The organism is Chryseobacterium sp. LAM-KRS1 (assembly GCF_013184525.1).
GTDB classification, from domain to species: Bacteria; Bacteroidota; Bacteroidia; order Flavobacteriales; family Weeksellaceae; genus Chryseobacterium; species Chryseobacterium proteolyticum.
Map to the genome: position 1 here is coordinate 252,759 of NZ_JAAOIZ010000006.1, position 14,195 is coordinate 266,953.

Genomic DNA, 14,195 nt, shown 5'->3' on the forward strand with positions numbered 1-14,195 from the left:
TCTGTTAATATTATTGATGTTTATTCAAAAGAAAATCCTGTATTGCTACAGGATTAATAAATTTTAGTTCCCAAGGGTTTGAAAGGTGAGTTGGAAAATTTTTTATCAGGGTGTTCAAAAACTCCTTTGATTATTCCCCAAATATTATCCCTCATAGGAAGTTTCGTGTACTTTTACAGCCCTTCCGCTTGGATCGTTCATTTTCTTAAAAGCTTCATCCCATTCCAGTGCAATAGGAGTGGAACATGCCACAGATGGTACAGACGGAACTGTTGCTGCCGCCGTTTCACTTGGGAAATGTTCTTCAAAGATCGTTCTGTATCTGTATTCTTCTTTATTCTGAGGAGTGTTCAATGGAAATCTGAATTTTGCATTCGCCATCATTTCGTCCGTAACTTCTTTCTCTGCCACTTCACGCAAGGTATCAATCCATGAATAGCCTACGCCATCGGAGAATTGCTCCTTTTGTCTCCAGACAATAGATTCCGGTAGGATATCTTCAAAAGCTTTTCTTAAAATCCATTTTTCTATTTTGCCATCAGCAGTATCAATCATTTTATCTTTAGGGTTAATATTCATAGCAATGTCCATGAATTCTTTGTCAAGAAAGGGAACACGTCCTTCAATTCCCCAGCTCATCAATGCTTTGTTGGCTCTTAAACAATCATAAAGGTGAAGTTTTCCTAATTTTCTTACTGTTTCATCGTGAAACTCTTTGGCATTCGGAGCTTTATGGAAATATAGATATCCACCGAAAAGCTCATCAGAACCTTCACCTGATAGTACCATTTTAATCCCCATGGATTTGATTACTCTTGCTAAAAGATACATGGGGGTAGAAGCTCTTACGGTTGTTACGTCATAGGTCTCCAGATGATAAATTACATCGCGTATAGCATCTAGTCCTTCCTGAACGGTAAAATTAACTTCATGATGAACAGAGCCGATATGTTCTGCTGCTTTTTGTGCGGCTGCAAGATCAGGAGATCCTACTAACCCTACTGCGAAGCTATGCAGTCTCGGATACCATGCTTCCTGGGTGTCTCCGCTTTCAATTCTTTGACGGGCAAATTTTGCAGTGATCGCTGAAATTACAGAAGAATCCAATCCTCCCGATAATAGTACTCCATAAGGAACGTCGCTCATAAGCTGTCTGTGAACTGCATCTTCTAATCCTTGTCTCAGTTTTTTTATATCGCTCTCATTATCCTTCACATGATCAAAATCGGTCCAGTCTCTTGTGTACCATTGTTGAAGCTCCATACCGTCTTTACTGTAAATAAGGTGTCCCGGTAAAAAGGGTTCAATGGTTTTACAAATTCCTTCCAGTGCTTTTAATTCTGAAGCGATATAGAAGTTGCCGTTTCTGTCCCATCCCTGATAAAGCGGGCAGATTCCCATATGATCCCGCGCGATGAGATAAACATCATTTTTGATATCATATAACGAAAATGCGAAAATACCATTAAGCTTTTCCAGGAAGTCTTTACCATACTTTTCGTAAAGTGCTAAAATAACTTCGCAATCGGATTGGGTTTGAAATTCATAGTTGGGAAATTCTTCCTTCAGTTCTCTGTGGTTATATATTTCCCCATTTACGGCTAATACAATATTCCCATCTTTAGAAAATAAAGGCTGCTTTCCGGATGTAGGATCTACAATGGCTAATCTTTCGTGAGAAAACACCACTTTTTCATTCTGAAAAACTCCACTCCAATCCGGACCTCTATGACGGATTTTTTTTGACATTTCCAAGACCTGAGGTCTTAATATTTCTGTTTTTTGTTTTGCGTCAAACAAACATACGATTCCACACATTTTTTATCATTTATTTAGGAGCAAAAATAGACTTGTAATTTAAAAAAGAAAACATTAATTAAATATAAGTTAATATTTTTAATTAAATAATCTATTTTAAAGAATTTAATTAATTAAATTGAATGATAAATATGATTTTGGTTAATATTTTTCTTACAGAAGAATACTATGCATAGCTATACGAAATTAAAATGGGATATTTATTAATATATGGTAATTAATTATATGAATTTTTACTTTTACTTTGTGGCTCGAAATAATTTTTTTTCATCATTTGTGTTTTTACCTTCTTGTGATTAATATCACGAGAAGGTTTTGTTTTTTATTGAATTCCTAATAAAACCCCGGAAACATTCCATGAACTGAAACTTGTGCCCTCTGTAGGGCCTTGAGGAATTTTGATCTGGATACTGTGTTTTCCGGCCTTTAAATCTCCCAATGAAATAAATTCTGGATTCGTAATAGTCCCGGGACACCAGTTTGATCTGCTTAAATCTGATGAAGAGAGTCCATCCGGAAAATTTCCTGATGCAGGGTTATATAAACGGTATGAACCACAGTCTGTTCTCCATGGTGTAAAAGAGAAAATCATTTTTCCATCCACAAATATGGAATTGACTTTCGGAACGAACTCATCTCCGTTTTCCCATCCGCCATGTCCTGTCGTTATATAACGTAACTGCGCATTTTTCAGATCTTTTTTTAGAGTGAATTCTACGAAGAGTCCTTTCTCGGCATTAAACATGGTAGAATAATCCTGTCCCGCCATTTCCATGATGTTGACGGTATTGAACAACGGAATTACAGTATTGTTTTTGTAAACAGTCTGATCACTTTTATGAATCGTGATTTCCAGATTTATTGTATGTCCGCCTTTATCATAGTTTCCTATAAAGGTTCCAATCCATAATTCTTTATCAGATAAAGAAGGCTTTAGTTCTGTAATATCCTGACGGTATGGACTGATTGTTTGCCAGTCTTTTCCTTTTAGCTGGATGTGGTTGAATTTTTGAATCCCAAATGCGGTAAAGAAACGCATCATTTCAATGCTCGGATCATAATTATCTGTAGGGATAATGCCATAATATTGCTTTCCATTTCCGTTTTCGTATACCGGAAGTGTTTTAGCACCTTTTTCCAGGCCATCAAAAAAGGATTGCGATTTATTCTGAGGAATAAAGAAAACGGTTCCTGTTCTGTCATAAGCATCACCATTGGATTGCTGTTTTAATTCAATGAAAACATTTTCTCCTTCAGATATCTTTGGAAACTTTACCTTTTTTAAGATAATTGTTCCATTTGCATATCTTTTTATCTTTTCGTCGGATTTGGATTCGTCCGAGAAGTTGATCATTTCGTTTTCAAAAACTTTCAAAGTAGTAAAGCGGCTTTTCCAAAGCTGGTCTTTGTAACCTAAAAGATCTGTAGAGGTAATGGGCCCTTTAATGATATCCGCAATATTGGTTTTTTTTACTTTTTTAATAGAAGTGGCAGTAATCAGAGAATTTTTATTTCTTTCAATTTCCAGAACCAATCCCAGGTTTTGTCCTAGCACTGAAGGTCCGCCACTTATCTTTAAATCTCCTGTGTACCAGATTTCTATGGTGTTGGAGTTGATTTTAGTGACAGCCTTCCGGCAGGTGTAGTCGAGAATTTTTTTTGTTTCATTGGTTAATTCAAAGGTCTGTTTGGCTACTGATTCTTTATCGGCAGTAGAAATAATCTCATCAGGCTTTAAAAACCCGTATGATACAATTGTATTTGAAGGTTTTTCAATTTTTGTAATTTCAAACGGATATTCGCTCTTTTGTTCCCTGATAGAGTTATTAAGGATAAAGTTTTCACTGCCGTTAACCCATATAAAAGTCGGTGACTGCTCTGTCTGTATTTTTCCGTTGTAAGAATTGGTATACTGTATTTCATAGGTTTGGGCAGATGAAACATAATACAGAAAAGCAAAGAAAGCAAATAAAAATCGTTTACACATGTGCGGGTGGTTTATCACAAATATACAATGTCTTACAAATGTCTACCTGTAAATTCAATGGCATTTCATGAATAGGTATTCCAAGGATACCGAAATGTTACGAATATTGAGAATTTTTTTTGATTAATGATGTATTGTAAAAAAAACTACTCCAGAAAATGGAGTAGTTAGTATATTGATAATGTAAGGCTGGTTAGGCTAACCTTTCTATAAGAGCCATATAGAATCCGTCATATCCTTCGCTAGGCATTACTTTTTCGTCTTTAATAAGTTTGAAGTCCGGGTTGTTTTTAAGAAATTCCTTAACCTGTCCGGTGTTTTCAGAAGGCAAAATAGAGCATGTGGCATACACCATTTTTCCACCTTTTTTAAGGATTTTAGAATAATCCTGAAGGATTTGTTGTTGTTCCAGTTTGATTCTATCAATGAAATCCTGGTCGATTTTCCATTTACTGTCAGGATTTCTTTTTAAAACTCCTAAGCCTGAGCAAGGAGCATCAATAAGAAGCCTGTCTGCTTTTTCGTGAAGACGTTTGATCACTTTATTGTCCGCGATCATACGGGTTTCAATATTATGAGCGCCTGCTCTTTTGGCACGGCGTTTTAGTTCTGCTAGTTTCCATTCAAAGATATCCAAAGCGATGATCTGTCCCTTATTTTGCATTAGTGCTGCGAGGTGAAGTGTTTTTCCTCCTGCTCCTGCACATGCATCAACTACTCTTTGTCCTTCTTTTACATCAAGGAAATATCCTATTTTTTGTGAAGAAGCATCCTGAACTTCAAATAATCCTTCTTTAAAAGCTGTTGTTAAAAAAACATTCTTTTTTTCTTCCAACTGTACAGCGTCCTGATAATTTCTCACGGTAAAAGAGGCGATACCTTCATCAGATAGATCGGAGATCAGTTCTCTGGGCGTTGTTTTAAGAGAATTTGCTCTCAAAACAGTAGGAGCCTGCTCATTTAAAGCTCTCATTTCCTTTTCCCAGCCAGCGCCTAATTCTTTTTCAAGGGTTTCGGCCAGCCATTCAGGAATAGAGTGCTCAATAGCTTTTGTAGGAACAGTATCTTTTTTTAGCTTTGTAATGATATCAGCGATTTTTATCCCGTCGAACTCTTCAAACTTTTTATAGTTTGTTTTGCTCCAAAGCAAATAAGCAAGAATGAGTTTGTATATGTTATTCGGTTTTACACCTTCTCCCATATAATACTCCAAACGCTTTTTCCAACGGATGATATTGTAAAAAATCTCAGAAACAACGGCTCTGTCCTGACTTCCCCATTTTCTGTGAGCCTTTAAAAGTCTTTCAATAACTTTATCAGCGTATTTGTTTTTTTCAAAAAATGTCTCCTGTAGGGCATCGTGAATTCCGATTGCCAGGTTTCTGTGAATAAGTTCCATAATTGCTTCTGCTGTTTTCAATCTGCAAAAGTACAAATTATAGTTGAGATTTGAGATTGATGAAGGAGATGGGAAACAGGAGGTACGATAGATGTTGATAGTTAATACATAAATAGATAAATAGTGTGGGTGATTTTTCTCCCGATACCTGATCTTATCTCTAAACCTTTCTGTTGACTTGATCCTTTAAAAAACTCTACCTTTGCAAAAAATTAAAATATGAGTGATATTGTTCTTTGTCCGAAGTGTGGTTCCGAATTTACTTATCCTAGCGACAACATGACGGTTTGTTCCCAGTGTTTTTATGAATGGAATGCTGATGAGGCAGCTGCGGAAACAGCCAATGAAGGCAAGATACTTGATTCCAATGGAAATGAGTTACAGGATGGTGATTCTGTAGTGGTTATCAAGGACCTGCCGGTAAAAGGAGCTCCAAAACCTGTAAAAGCGGGAACAAAGGTGAAAAATATCCGTCTGAGACCTGATAGTGACCATAATATCGATTGTAAAATTGACGGCTTTGGTTCGATGGCTTTGAAATCAGAGTTTGTTAAGAAAGCGTAAACCTGATAATATATTCATTGATGCGTCTTTAGGGACGCATTTTTGATATGTAAGAAGTTATAGGAAACAAAAAAAGGAAAAGATTGGACAGTGTAATCTTTCAAAGACTAGATTGCAGGATTCTGCTAATGTTCGTCCAGGAGGCAGAAAGAGAATTAACCAAAAGTTTCCTTATGCTATAGAATTACAAATGTAATAAAAAGTTTTAAAAATGAATTTCCGGAATCCGGACTTTTATCCACAAACTAACAATAAGCATATTAAGAATATGTTAATTTTGTTTTTTCCGCCATTTAGCAGTTCGGCTTTATGCAAAGACAATTTTAACGGGGCCTTCAATCTTGCTGTTGGTATATAAAACGAGATCCTTTTCCTTTGCTCTTACTTTATTCCAATAATGGTTACCGGCAAACCTGCTCTCCAGAACTTCTGCATCCATACCGTTTTCCGAAACTTTAATTTCATGCGGGTAATAGGAAAATTTAGAGATCCCAAAATTCTTCATTTCATGATCGGTGAAAATATTTACTTCCCCAAAAAGTTTAGCAACATAAGGATTGTAAGGTTCTTTATAAGTTTCTTCCGGATGGGTGTTTTGGATCAGTCTTCCACTTTGAAGAACAACGATCTGGTCTACCCAAGGTATAATATCCTGAAGTTCATGAGTTGAGATGATTAAGGAAATTTTATGTTGCTTTACATACCTGAAAAGCCTTTCCCGAAGTTCTATTTTTCTTGGAAAATCAATATTACTAAAAGGTTCATCCAGGATCAGGAGCTTAGGCAATATAGACAAAGCACGCGCAATAGCAACTCTTTGCTGCTGTCCGCCACTTAAATTTTTTGGGAAAACATCAGCATATTCCTGCAGGCCTACTACTTCAAGAAGTTCATGAACGGTTTCTCTTTTTTTTGATAGATTGATATTTGAAATAAACTTACCCACATTGTCTGCAACGGTGGAATAAGGCATCAGGTCAAAATTCTGTGCAACAAATTTCATTTGAGGTTCTCCGGGAACAAGATTGCCTTTCGGGCCCATAAGTGGAGTGCCGTCAAAAATAATTTCACCGCTTTCCCAGTCTAAAAGTCCATAAATTAAATTTAATAATGTAGATTTTCCACAGCCGCTTTCACCGGCCAGGGCAATGATTTTCCCTTCCTCAAATCGTATATTGAGGTTTTGAAAAAGAGGCTGGTCTTTACGATGTGAAAAATAAAGATTGTTTATCTCTAATAGCATATTACAAATGTAGTATTTTTAAAAAAGAATTATTTTTTTTATTATCTTAGCGAACGTAATAAAAAAATATCAAAAATGAGAAAAAAACTGTTTTATTTCGTTATCCCTGCCGTTTTTGCTACAGCTGTTGTTGTTTCTTGTAAAAAAGACAAACCGCTTACAAGTGAAAGTAATGATGTTACGACAACAAAAGAAGGTGCTCAATATGCATTGGATACTTTAAATAGTAAAATAGAGTGGAAGGGGTATAAAGTCTTCAAATCTGAAAGTACAAGCCATTTCGGAACAATTAAGTTTGAAAGTGGTGATCTTACAGTGAAAGACGGAAAATTAGAAAGTGGAAAGTTCGTTGCTGATATGAATTCATTAACATCTGTGGATTTAAAAGATGACGCAGAGCAATTAGGAAAACTGAACGGGCATTTGAAAAGCGGGGATTTCTTTGAAGTTGAAAAATTTCCAACTGCTTCTTATGAAATTACTAAAGTTACACCGGCAGCTGAAGGTGATTATAATACTTTATTGGATGGTAATTTAACCATTAAAGGAATTACCAAGCCGCTTCAGCTTAAAGCTAATGTGTCTGTAAAAGAAGGTGAAGTAACCGTAGCTACTGAACCTAAAGATATTAAAAGAGAAGAGTTTGGTGTGAAATTCCAGGCTCCTGCTGAAAACGGAGTGATTAAAGATGAGGTAACTCTTCAGATCAACGTTAAAGCTTTAGAAAAGAAATAATTTTTTTATTTAAGTGAAATAAGTGATTGAAGTCTGCCTCTGAATAAGGGGCAGATTTTTTATGATAAAATAAGAAAGTTTTTAAACTGAAAAATCGTATTTTTGCAAAACATTTTGAAAGGGTAAAATAATGATAGAAAAGATAGAAGAACTACTCGTTGAGGTAAATAACTTCAATACTACATCTAAAGAGGAGATCGAAAATTTCCGAATCAAGTATAATGGTAAGAAAGGAGTTCTAAACGATTTTTACGAAACATTAAAGGAAGTTCCAAACGATCAGAAGAAAGAATTCGGACAGAAAGTGAATTCTTTAAAACAGGCTATTGCCATAAAATTAGAAGATCTGAAAAGCGCTTCTGAATCTTCAGTCGTAGTAGAGAAAGATGATCTTACAAAACCTGCTTTTCCCTTGGAGCTGGGATCGAGACATCCTATCAACCTGGTGAAGAACAGGATTATTGAGATCTTTAAATCTATTGGTTTTGCGGTAGCTGATGGGCCTGAAATTGAAGACGACTGGCATAACTTTACGGCACTTAACCTTCCTGAATATCATCCGGCAAGAGATATGCAGGATACTTTCTTTATTGAACAAAATCCTGATATTCTTTTGAGGACGCATACTTCTTCAGTGCAGATTCGTTATATGGAGGAAAACCAACCCCCAATAAGAATTTTATCTCCGGGAAGGGTTTTCAGAAATGAAGCGGTATCTTCACGTTCTCATTGTATTTTCCATCAGATTGAAGGGTTATACATCGATGAAAATGTAAGCTTTGCGGATTTGAAGCAAACCATCCAGTTTTTTACTACTGAACTTTTTGGAAAGTCCAAAATCAGAATGAGACCTTCTTATTTCCCTTTCACTGAACCTAGTGCTGAAATCGATGTCTACTGGGGATTAAACTCTGAAACGGATTATAGAATTACTAAAGGAACAGGCTGGCTGGAAATTATGGGTTGCGGTATGGTGGATCCGGCTGTTTTAAAAAATGTAAATATTGACCCGGAAAAATATTCTGGGTATGCTTTCGGAATGGGTATTGAGAGGATTGTAATGCTTCTTTATCAAATGAGCGATATCAGAATGTTCTTTGAAAACGATATCAGAACTTTAGAACAATTTAAGACACTATAGAAAAAGCCTCCGGTAGGAGGCTTTTTTATGTTTGTTAGTGGCTTTTTATTTAGAAAACCTTAAGGGGTATTTTACATTTTTAAAATCGTCGATACTTGCTTTTAAAGAACCGACAGCTAATTCAGCTTTAAGTAACATAGGAACGTGATTAGCATCATTAGAAACCCACATGGTTACTCCCTCTTTATCTTTAAATACTCTTCCACTCATTACTGACGGAACGATTTTTAAGCAATTGATGACTCCGAACTTTGTCTTTAAATTTTCGGTACCTACAACCCTTAAACGAAAAGGAAACATTTCATCATCAATCCAAACATTCATATTAATTACCGTACCCACTTTAAGCTCCGTCTGGCTTTGGCTTCTGAGGTAATAAAAACAAGAAAGCATATCCTGTATTCCTTTTACAGACTTGATTACTTTGGAGCCGTTAGCCGGTGTTTTTTTATCCGTCAGGATCAGTGTATTGTTGTCATGGTTGAACACAGTTTCAAAATGTTGGCGATAGCTTCCTTCTTTTACATTTCGAACGTAGAAACTGGGAAGTCCCGTCTGTATATCAATGAAACTCTCATAAAGATCATCCACTTTAAAAAAAGCTTTTACAGCACCGGAGGTTTGTCCCGTTCCTTTTACATAGAGGTGGGGAGCTCCTTTGTAAGTTGTTTTTTGAGTTGTAAGCGTTGCATTTCCGGCAGTTAGTATTCCGTAATGAATCCTGAAAGTAATAGATTCGCCATCTGCTATATTATCAATCTGGCCAAAACCGAGAAAGAATACGAATAATGCAATGATATTGAGAATTTTCTTCATAATATGGTTTTTACAAAAACGCTGCCAAAATTAAAATTTTTCTATTTTACCCGTTATTTGATAAATCTCAGGTTTTTATTTAGACTCAATTAAATCAGCTTCGAGTTAAAATTAGTAAATTTGCAGTTATATGTAAAATTAAATTTTATTATGATTACTACCGACATATTGATTATAGGAGCCGGACCAACTGGACTTTTCGCAGTGTTTGAAGCAGGTTTGCTTAAAATGAAATGCCATATTATAGATGCACTTCCACAACCAGGAGGTCAGCTTGCCGAGCTTTATCCTAAAAAGCCTATTTTCGATATTCCGGGTTATCCTTCGGTAAATGCCGGTGATCTGGTAGATAATTTAATGGAGCAGATCAAGCAGTTTCAACCTGGGTTTACTTTAGGCGAAACGGCGGTTACGCTTACAAAAGTAGATGAGGAATGGTTTGAGGTTGTTACGAATAAAGGAACGGTTCACAGAGCGAAAGCGGTTGCTATTGCCGGTGGATTAGGAACTTTTGAGCCAAGGAAGCCTACCATCGAAAATATTGCAGATTACGAAGAAAAAGGTGTTGAATATTTTGTTAAAGAGCCTGAACACTTCAGAAATAAAAAAGTGGTTATTGCAGGAGGTGGAGATTCAGCATTGGATTGGAGTATTTTCTTATCTAACGTTGCCAGTGAAGTGACTTTGATCCATAGAAGAAATGAGTTCAGGGGAGCGTTGGATTCTGTAGAAAAAGTTCAGGATTTAAAGAACCAGGGAAAAATAAAATTAATTACCCCTGCCGAGGTTACTGCAATAAAAGGAGAAGGAAAAGTTTCAGCGATCACCGTTCAGGTCGATGGTGAAGAAGCTCATGATATTGAAACGGATTATTTTATTCCTTTATTCGGTTTAACTCCAAAGTTAGGAGATATTGCCAACTGGGGGCTGAATATTGAAAAGAATGCCATCGTTGTAAACAATGCGCTGGATTATCAGACAAATATTGACGGAGTTTACGCTATTGGTGATATTAATACATATCCGGGTAAATTAAAATTGATCTTATGTGGTTTCCATGAAGCAACATTAATGTGTCAAAGTGTTTATAACAGATTGAACCCTGGGAAAAAATATGTTCTTAAATATACTACTGTGAGTGGAGTAGACGGGTTCGACGGAAGCCGTAAAGAAGCAGAAAAAGCAGTTGTGAAAAAAATTGACTAATTTTGCAAAATTATGTCAGATATCAATATAAAAATTACCGATAGGGAAGGTGTAACGCACGATGTTATTGCACCAACGGATATGTCTATGAATTTAATGGAAGTTATCCGTTCTTATGAATTAGCAGAAGAAGGAACAATCGGTGTTTGTGGAGGAATGGCTATGTGTGCTTCCTGCCAGGTGTATGTGATCAATGATCCGGGCTTAACTGAAATGGGAGATGAAGAAGATGCTATGTTAGCTGAAGCTTTCCATGTGAAAGAAAACAGCAGATTAGGATGTCAGCTGCACATCGTGGAAGACATGGAAGGGCTTGAAGTAGAAATTGCTCCTTATCCTTAAAAAATTTTTAACTTAAAAATATAAAAGTCCTGAAATTTTTTTTCAGGACTTTTTTTATGTATTGGAAAATTTAGAATTCCCGGATAACATACGTATACTGTATCTTTGAATTGTATTTTCCAGCTGATGAAATCATGTGAAGCCTATGGACTCCACATGACTGATTATTACTTTGAATAATTATTTCTGAGGAATATTCGCTAAAATTTCTTTCAGGAAACTCCAGAATTTTTGTGTTGAAGGGATATTGGCCTTTTCATCAGGAGAGTGGGCTCCTCTGATGGTAGGTCCAAAGCTTACCATTTCCATTTCCGGATAGTTAGCACCGATGATCCCACATTCCAGACCTGCATGGCAAGCTACCACATGAGGCTTTTCAGTGAATTTTTCGGTATAGATCTTTTCCATGAGCTGAACGATTTCAGATCCGGGTTTTGGTTTCCATCCTGGATAGGAACCACTGAATTCTACCTGCATTCCTGCCAGTTCAGAAACTGATTTTAACTGTTCTGCCACAGCATATTTAGTTGAGTCAACTGAAGATCTCGACAGGTTTAATATTTTTAAATTTCCACCTTTAAGTTCTACTCTTGCCACATTGTTGGACGTTTCTACAAGATCTTTTACATCCGGACTCATTCTGTAAACACCATTGTGAAGAGATTTTAGGACTAAAATAACCTTTTTAGAATCTTCTTCAGACAGGGCTTTATCAGAACTTGTTGAATTTTCTATATTGATCTGAAGACCTGGCTCAACAGTCGCAAATTCTTCTAAAATTTCTTTTTTAAGACCATTGGTCAGCTCCTCAATAAACTCATTGGCGTTTCTTACAGAGATAATAGCTACTGCTTCTCTTGGGATCGCATTCCTTAAACCACCACCATCGATTGAAATCAATTGTACATTTTCTTTTGCTAAACCGCTGTAAAGCAATCTTCCCAAAATAATATTGGAATTCCCGAAACCTTTATGGATATCCATTCCCGAGTGACCTCCCTGTAGTCCTTTGATTTCAATTCTTACAATCTGTCCTTTCGCTGCTTCAAGCTCATAGTTTTGAGTGATAGTAACATCTATTCCTCCTGCACAGCCGATATCAATCTCATCATCTTCCTCGGTGTCAAGATTCAATAGGATCTGTCCGGTAAGCTGTCCTGGCTTTAACCCAAGAGCTCCGGTCATTCCTGTTTCTTCATCAATGGTAAAAAGTGCTTCTAAATCCGGATGCGGAATGTCTGAACTTTCTAAAATAGACATGATCGTAGCTACACCTAAACCATTATCTGCTCCTAATGTAGTTCCTTTAGCTCTTACCCAGTCTCCGTCAACTTCCATTTTGATACCTTCTGTATCAAAATCAAAATTAACATCACTGTTTTTCTGACAAACCATATCCAAATGTGATTGTAGTACAATCGATTTACGGTTTTCCATTCCTGCTGTTGCAGGTTTTTTAATAATAACATTTCCTACTTCATCTACTGTTGTGGGTAATCCCAGACTTTCACCAAATCCTTTAATAAATGCGATTACTTTTTCTTCTTTTTTTGAAGGTCTTGGAACAGCATTTAATTTGGAGAAATTCTTCCAGATAATATGCGGTTCTATATTGGATAATTCCATAAAATTTATTTTTATCAAAATTACGAATAAAAAATGCTCCCGTAAATTCGGGAGCAGTCTTTTTTATTTTGGAGAGGAAAATTTTTGAAAAGCGGAATTGCAGGATGATTAGCATCCACATTCTCCATAAATAGGCAATGTGATGACAGTTCCGTCAGGTTTTTCAATGGTTATGGTCCCTTCAAATAATAGAGCTTCTTCCCCTTTGATTTTTTTACCTTTTACGGATATTTTATAATCGTCATTTTCTATTTCTTTGGTTAGAAGTTCATCAGCTTCCATATCGCTGGATGAGATCAGGTTCATGGCTAATCTTTTTCCGTCCAGTTTCATGTAAGCTGTTTTTCCTGCGTCATCAGCATAGATGTACTTTTCCGCTTCGAAATCAGCTTTGCTTTTTGCAAAGTAACATGAGCATTCTTTAATCTCCTTGGGGAAGGCTATCGTTTCAATCTGTATTTTTCCTGAGCTCTCCACTTTTGCAGAATCCTGAACAATATTCAGTGAATCTTTGGGAGTGGGTGTCAAAACGTTTGGTTGTTCTTTTTTACAAGCTACTACCAAGAGTGCTGAAAAGATAATAATAAGGTATTTCATTGTTTGTGGTTTAATCTATTTATCCTCTGGCTCTTTCAAGCAGAACCATCATTAATAAAGAAAGTATAACCAGACTTTCGTCCTCATCATCGATATCGATCATTCTGTCTAGCTGGAATCTTCTGCCAAAAAATGAAGGCATCTTTTTTAATTTAAAATATTCTTTTCCATCCACACCTCTTACCGTGTAAGCAGGATTTAAGAAATATCCGGTAAACATACCGATGATCGGAATTTCACTTACCATCCCGTCGAAGAATTTTGTCCATGCATTATCTTCCGTTACTGTAAATTTAGGCTGATCATTTGCGTCCAGGATATTATAAGTTGACTTCCAGAGTGAACGCATTCCTTTTCTTGCCAGCCTTCCGAAGTTTTTTTTATCAACAAGATCATTTAAAGAGTAGGATGCATTAAAATCGATCCACTTATTGGCCTGTATCCTGAAAAGCTCCTTAGATTTGCTTTCATCATTAAAGACAATAACATCTTCCTTTAGCTTAAACATTTTTTGGCGAACATACGCCACATAGTTCCCGTTTCTGTCTGTAATATTAAAATCACTGGCTAATGTTGTGATTTTGAATTTGAAATCCAGAGGATAATTAAGGTTGTTAAGAATCATTTAGTTTATTTTTTTCATATATTTTCCAAAGATATATCTTTTATTGGAGAAGGAGATGATTTATGCTTGAGAAAGCCCTATAGACTCATCTTTTTA

At 36.2% G+C, this 14,195-nt stretch carries 13 protein-coding genes; 5 read left to right on the forward strand and 8 right to left on the reverse strand.

Annotated elements, in window-relative coordinates:
* Positions 1–144: 144 nt before the first annotated feature.
* The 3 genes from asnB to G9C87_RS18655 all read right to left on the reverse strand — a co-directional run bounded on the left by asnB (position 145) and on the right by G9C87_RS18655 (position 5,204).
* Positions 145–1,818 (reverse strand): asparagine synthase B, encoded by a 1,674-nt coding sequence (asnB, locus tag G9C87_RS18645; protein WP_172283952.1) that lies wholly within the window; start codon positions 1,816–1,818, stop codon positions 145–147.
* A gap of 322 nt (positions 1,819–2,140) precedes the next feature.
* Complete coding sequence (locus G9C87_RS18650; protein WP_172283954.1) at positions 2,141–3,805, reverse strand: GLPGLI family protein; 1,665 nt, start codon at positions 3,803–3,805, stop codon at positions 2,141–2,143.
* Positions 3,806–3,998: 193 nt separating this feature from the next.
* Positions 3,999–5,204, reverse strand: coding sequence for an RsmB/NOP family class I SAM-dependent RNA methyltransferase (locus tag G9C87_RS18655; RefSeq protein WP_172283955.1), 1,206 nt, complete (start codon positions 5,202–5,204; stop codon positions 3,999–4,001).
* A 219-nt stretch (positions 5,205–5,423) separates the two neighbouring features.
* Between G9C87_RS18655 and G9C87_RS18660 the strand changes: the two genes are divergently transcribed.
* The gene (locus tag G9C87_RS18660) at positions 5,424–5,768 is read left to right on the forward strand and encodes a zinc ribbon domain-containing protein YjdM (RefSeq protein WP_172283957.1); all 345 of its coding nucleotides are present in this window, start codon (positions 5,424–5,426) and stop codon (positions 5,766–5,768) included.
* Positions 5,769–6,075: 307 nt separating this feature from the next.
* On the opposite strand, the gene G9C87_RS18665 is transcribed toward G9C87_RS18660, so the two are convergent.
* Positions 6,076–7,011 carry a sulfate/molybdate ABC transporter ATP-binding protein gene (locus tag G9C87_RS18665; protein WP_172283959.1) on the reverse strand — a complete coding sequence of 312 codons (936 nt, stop codon included), beginning with the start codon at positions 7,009–7,011 and terminating at the stop codon, positions 6,076–6,078.
* Between the two features lie 75 nt (positions 7,012–7,086).
* On the opposite strand from G9C87_RS18665, the gene G9C87_RS18670 reads away from it, so the two are divergent.
* Positions 7,087–7,746, forward strand: a complete 660-nt coding sequence (locus G9C87_RS18670; RefSeq protein ID WP_172283961.1) for a YceI family protein — start codon at positions 7,087–7,089, stop codon at positions 7,744–7,746.
* Between the two features lie 130 nt (positions 7,747–7,876).
* Positions 7,877–8,887: a phenylalanine--tRNA ligase subunit alpha gene (pheS, locus tag G9C87_RS18675; protein WP_172283962.1), complete on the forward strand. Its 1,011-nt coding sequence runs from the start codon at positions 7,877–7,879 to the stop codon at positions 8,885–8,887.
* Between the two features lie 45 nt (positions 8,888–8,932).
* Here pheS and G9C87_RS18680 read toward each other — a convergent pair whose 3' ends face one another.
* The gene (locus tag G9C87_RS18680) at positions 8,933–9,703 is read right to left on the reverse strand and encodes a DUF3108 domain-containing protein (protein ID WP_172283964.1); all 771 of its coding nucleotides are present in this window, start codon (positions 9,701–9,703) and stop codon (positions 8,933–8,935) included.
* Between the two features lie 150 nt (positions 9,704–9,853).
* Here G9C87_RS18680 and G9C87_RS18685 point away from each other — a divergent pair, with 150 nt between their 5' ends.
* The gene (locus G9C87_RS18685) at positions 9,854–10,909 is read left to right on the forward strand and encodes an NAD(P)/FAD-dependent oxidoreductase (RefSeq protein ID WP_172283966.1); all 1,056 of its coding nucleotides are present in this window, start codon (positions 9,854–9,856) and stop codon (positions 10,907–10,909) included.
* Positions 10,910–10,921: 12 nt separating this feature from the next.
* Positions 10,922–11,251 (forward strand): 2Fe-2S iron-sulfur cluster-binding protein, encoded by a 330-nt coding sequence (locus G9C87_RS18690; protein ID WP_172283967.1) that lies wholly within the window; start codon positions 10,922–10,924, stop codon positions 11,249–11,251.
* A gap of 180 nt (positions 11,252–11,431) precedes the next feature.
* On the opposite strand, the gene G9C87_RS18695 is transcribed toward G9C87_RS18690, so the two are convergent.
* The 3 genes from G9C87_RS18695 to G9C87_RS18705 all read right to left on the reverse strand — a co-directional run bounded on the left by G9C87_RS18695 (position 11,432) and on the right by G9C87_RS18705 (position 14,099).
* On the reverse strand, positions 11,432–12,877 hold the full coding sequence (locus G9C87_RS18695; RefSeq protein WP_172283969.1) for an aminoacyl-histidine dipeptidase: 1,446 nt from the start codon (positions 12,875–12,877) through the stop codon (positions 11,432–11,434).
* 108 nt (positions 12,878–12,985) lie between these two features.
* Positions 12,986–13,474: a hypothetical protein gene (locus G9C87_RS18700; protein ID WP_172283971.1), complete on the reverse strand. Its 489-nt coding sequence runs from the start codon at positions 13,472–13,474 to the stop codon at positions 12,986–12,988.
* Between the two features lie 19 nt (positions 13,475–13,493).
* The gene (locus tag G9C87_RS18705; protein ID WP_172283973.1) at positions 13,494–14,099 is read right to left on the reverse strand and encodes a hypothetical protein; all 606 of its coding nucleotides are present in this window, start codon (positions 14,097–14,099) and stop codon (positions 13,494–13,496) included.
* Between the last annotated feature and the right edge of the window lie 96 nt (positions 14,100–14,195).

What these genes read in the sequence shown, in the direction of transcription:
- G9C87_RS18700 (WP_172283971.1), bottom strand. Translation starts at nt 13,474, where the DNA reads ATGAAATACCTTATTATTATCTTTTCAGCACTCTTGGTAGTAGCTTGT.
- G9C87_RS18680 (WP_172283964.1), bottom strand. Translation starts at nt 9,703, where the DNA reads ATGAAGAAAATTCTCAATATCATTGCATTATTCGTATTCTTTCTCGGT.
- G9C87_RS18650 (WP_172283954.1), bottom strand. Translation starts at nt 3,805, where the DNA reads ATGTGTAAACGATTTTTATTTGCTTTCTTTGCTTTTCTGTATTATGTT.
- G9C87_RS18695 (WP_172283969.1), bottom strand. Translation starts at nt 12,877, where the DNA reads ATGGAATTATCCAATATAGAACCGCATATTATCTGGAAGAATTTCTCC.
- G9C87_RS18690 (WP_172283967.1), top strand. Translation starts at nt 10,922, where the DNA reads ATGTCAGATATCAATATAAAAATTACCGATAGGGAAGGTGTAACGCAC.
- G9C87_RS18705 (WP_172283973.1), bottom strand. Translation starts at nt 14,099, where the DNA reads ATGATTCTTAACAACCTTAATTATCCTCTGGATTTCAAATTCAAAATC.
- G9C87_RS18660 (WP_172283957.1), top strand. Translation starts at nt 5,424, where the DNA reads ATGAGTGATATTGTTCTTTGTCCGAAGTGTGGTTCCGAATTTACTTAT.
- asnB (WP_172283952.1), bottom strand. Translation starts at nt 1,818, where the DNA reads ATGTGTGGAATCGTATGTTTGTTTGACGCAAAACAAAAAACAGAAATA.
- G9C87_RS18665 (WP_172283959.1), bottom strand. Translation starts at nt 7,011, where the DNA reads ATGCTATTAGAGATAAACAATCTTTATTTTTCACATCGTAAAGACCAG.
- G9C87_RS18655 (WP_172283955.1), bottom strand. Translation starts at nt 5,204, where the DNA reads ATGGAACTTATTCACAGAAACCTGGCAATCGGAATTCACGATGCCCTA.
- G9C87_RS18685 (WP_172283966.1), top strand. Translation starts at nt 9,854, where the DNA reads ATGATTACTACCGACATATTGATTATAGGAGCCGGACCAACTGGACTT.
- G9C87_RS18670 (WP_172283961.1), top strand. Translation starts at nt 7,087, where the DNA reads ATGAGAAAAAAACTGTTTTATTTCGTTATCCCTGCCGTTTTTGCTACA.
- pheS (WP_172283962.1), top strand. Translation starts at nt 7,877, where the DNA reads ATGATAGAAAAGATAGAAGAACTACTCGTTGAGGTAAATAACTTCAAT.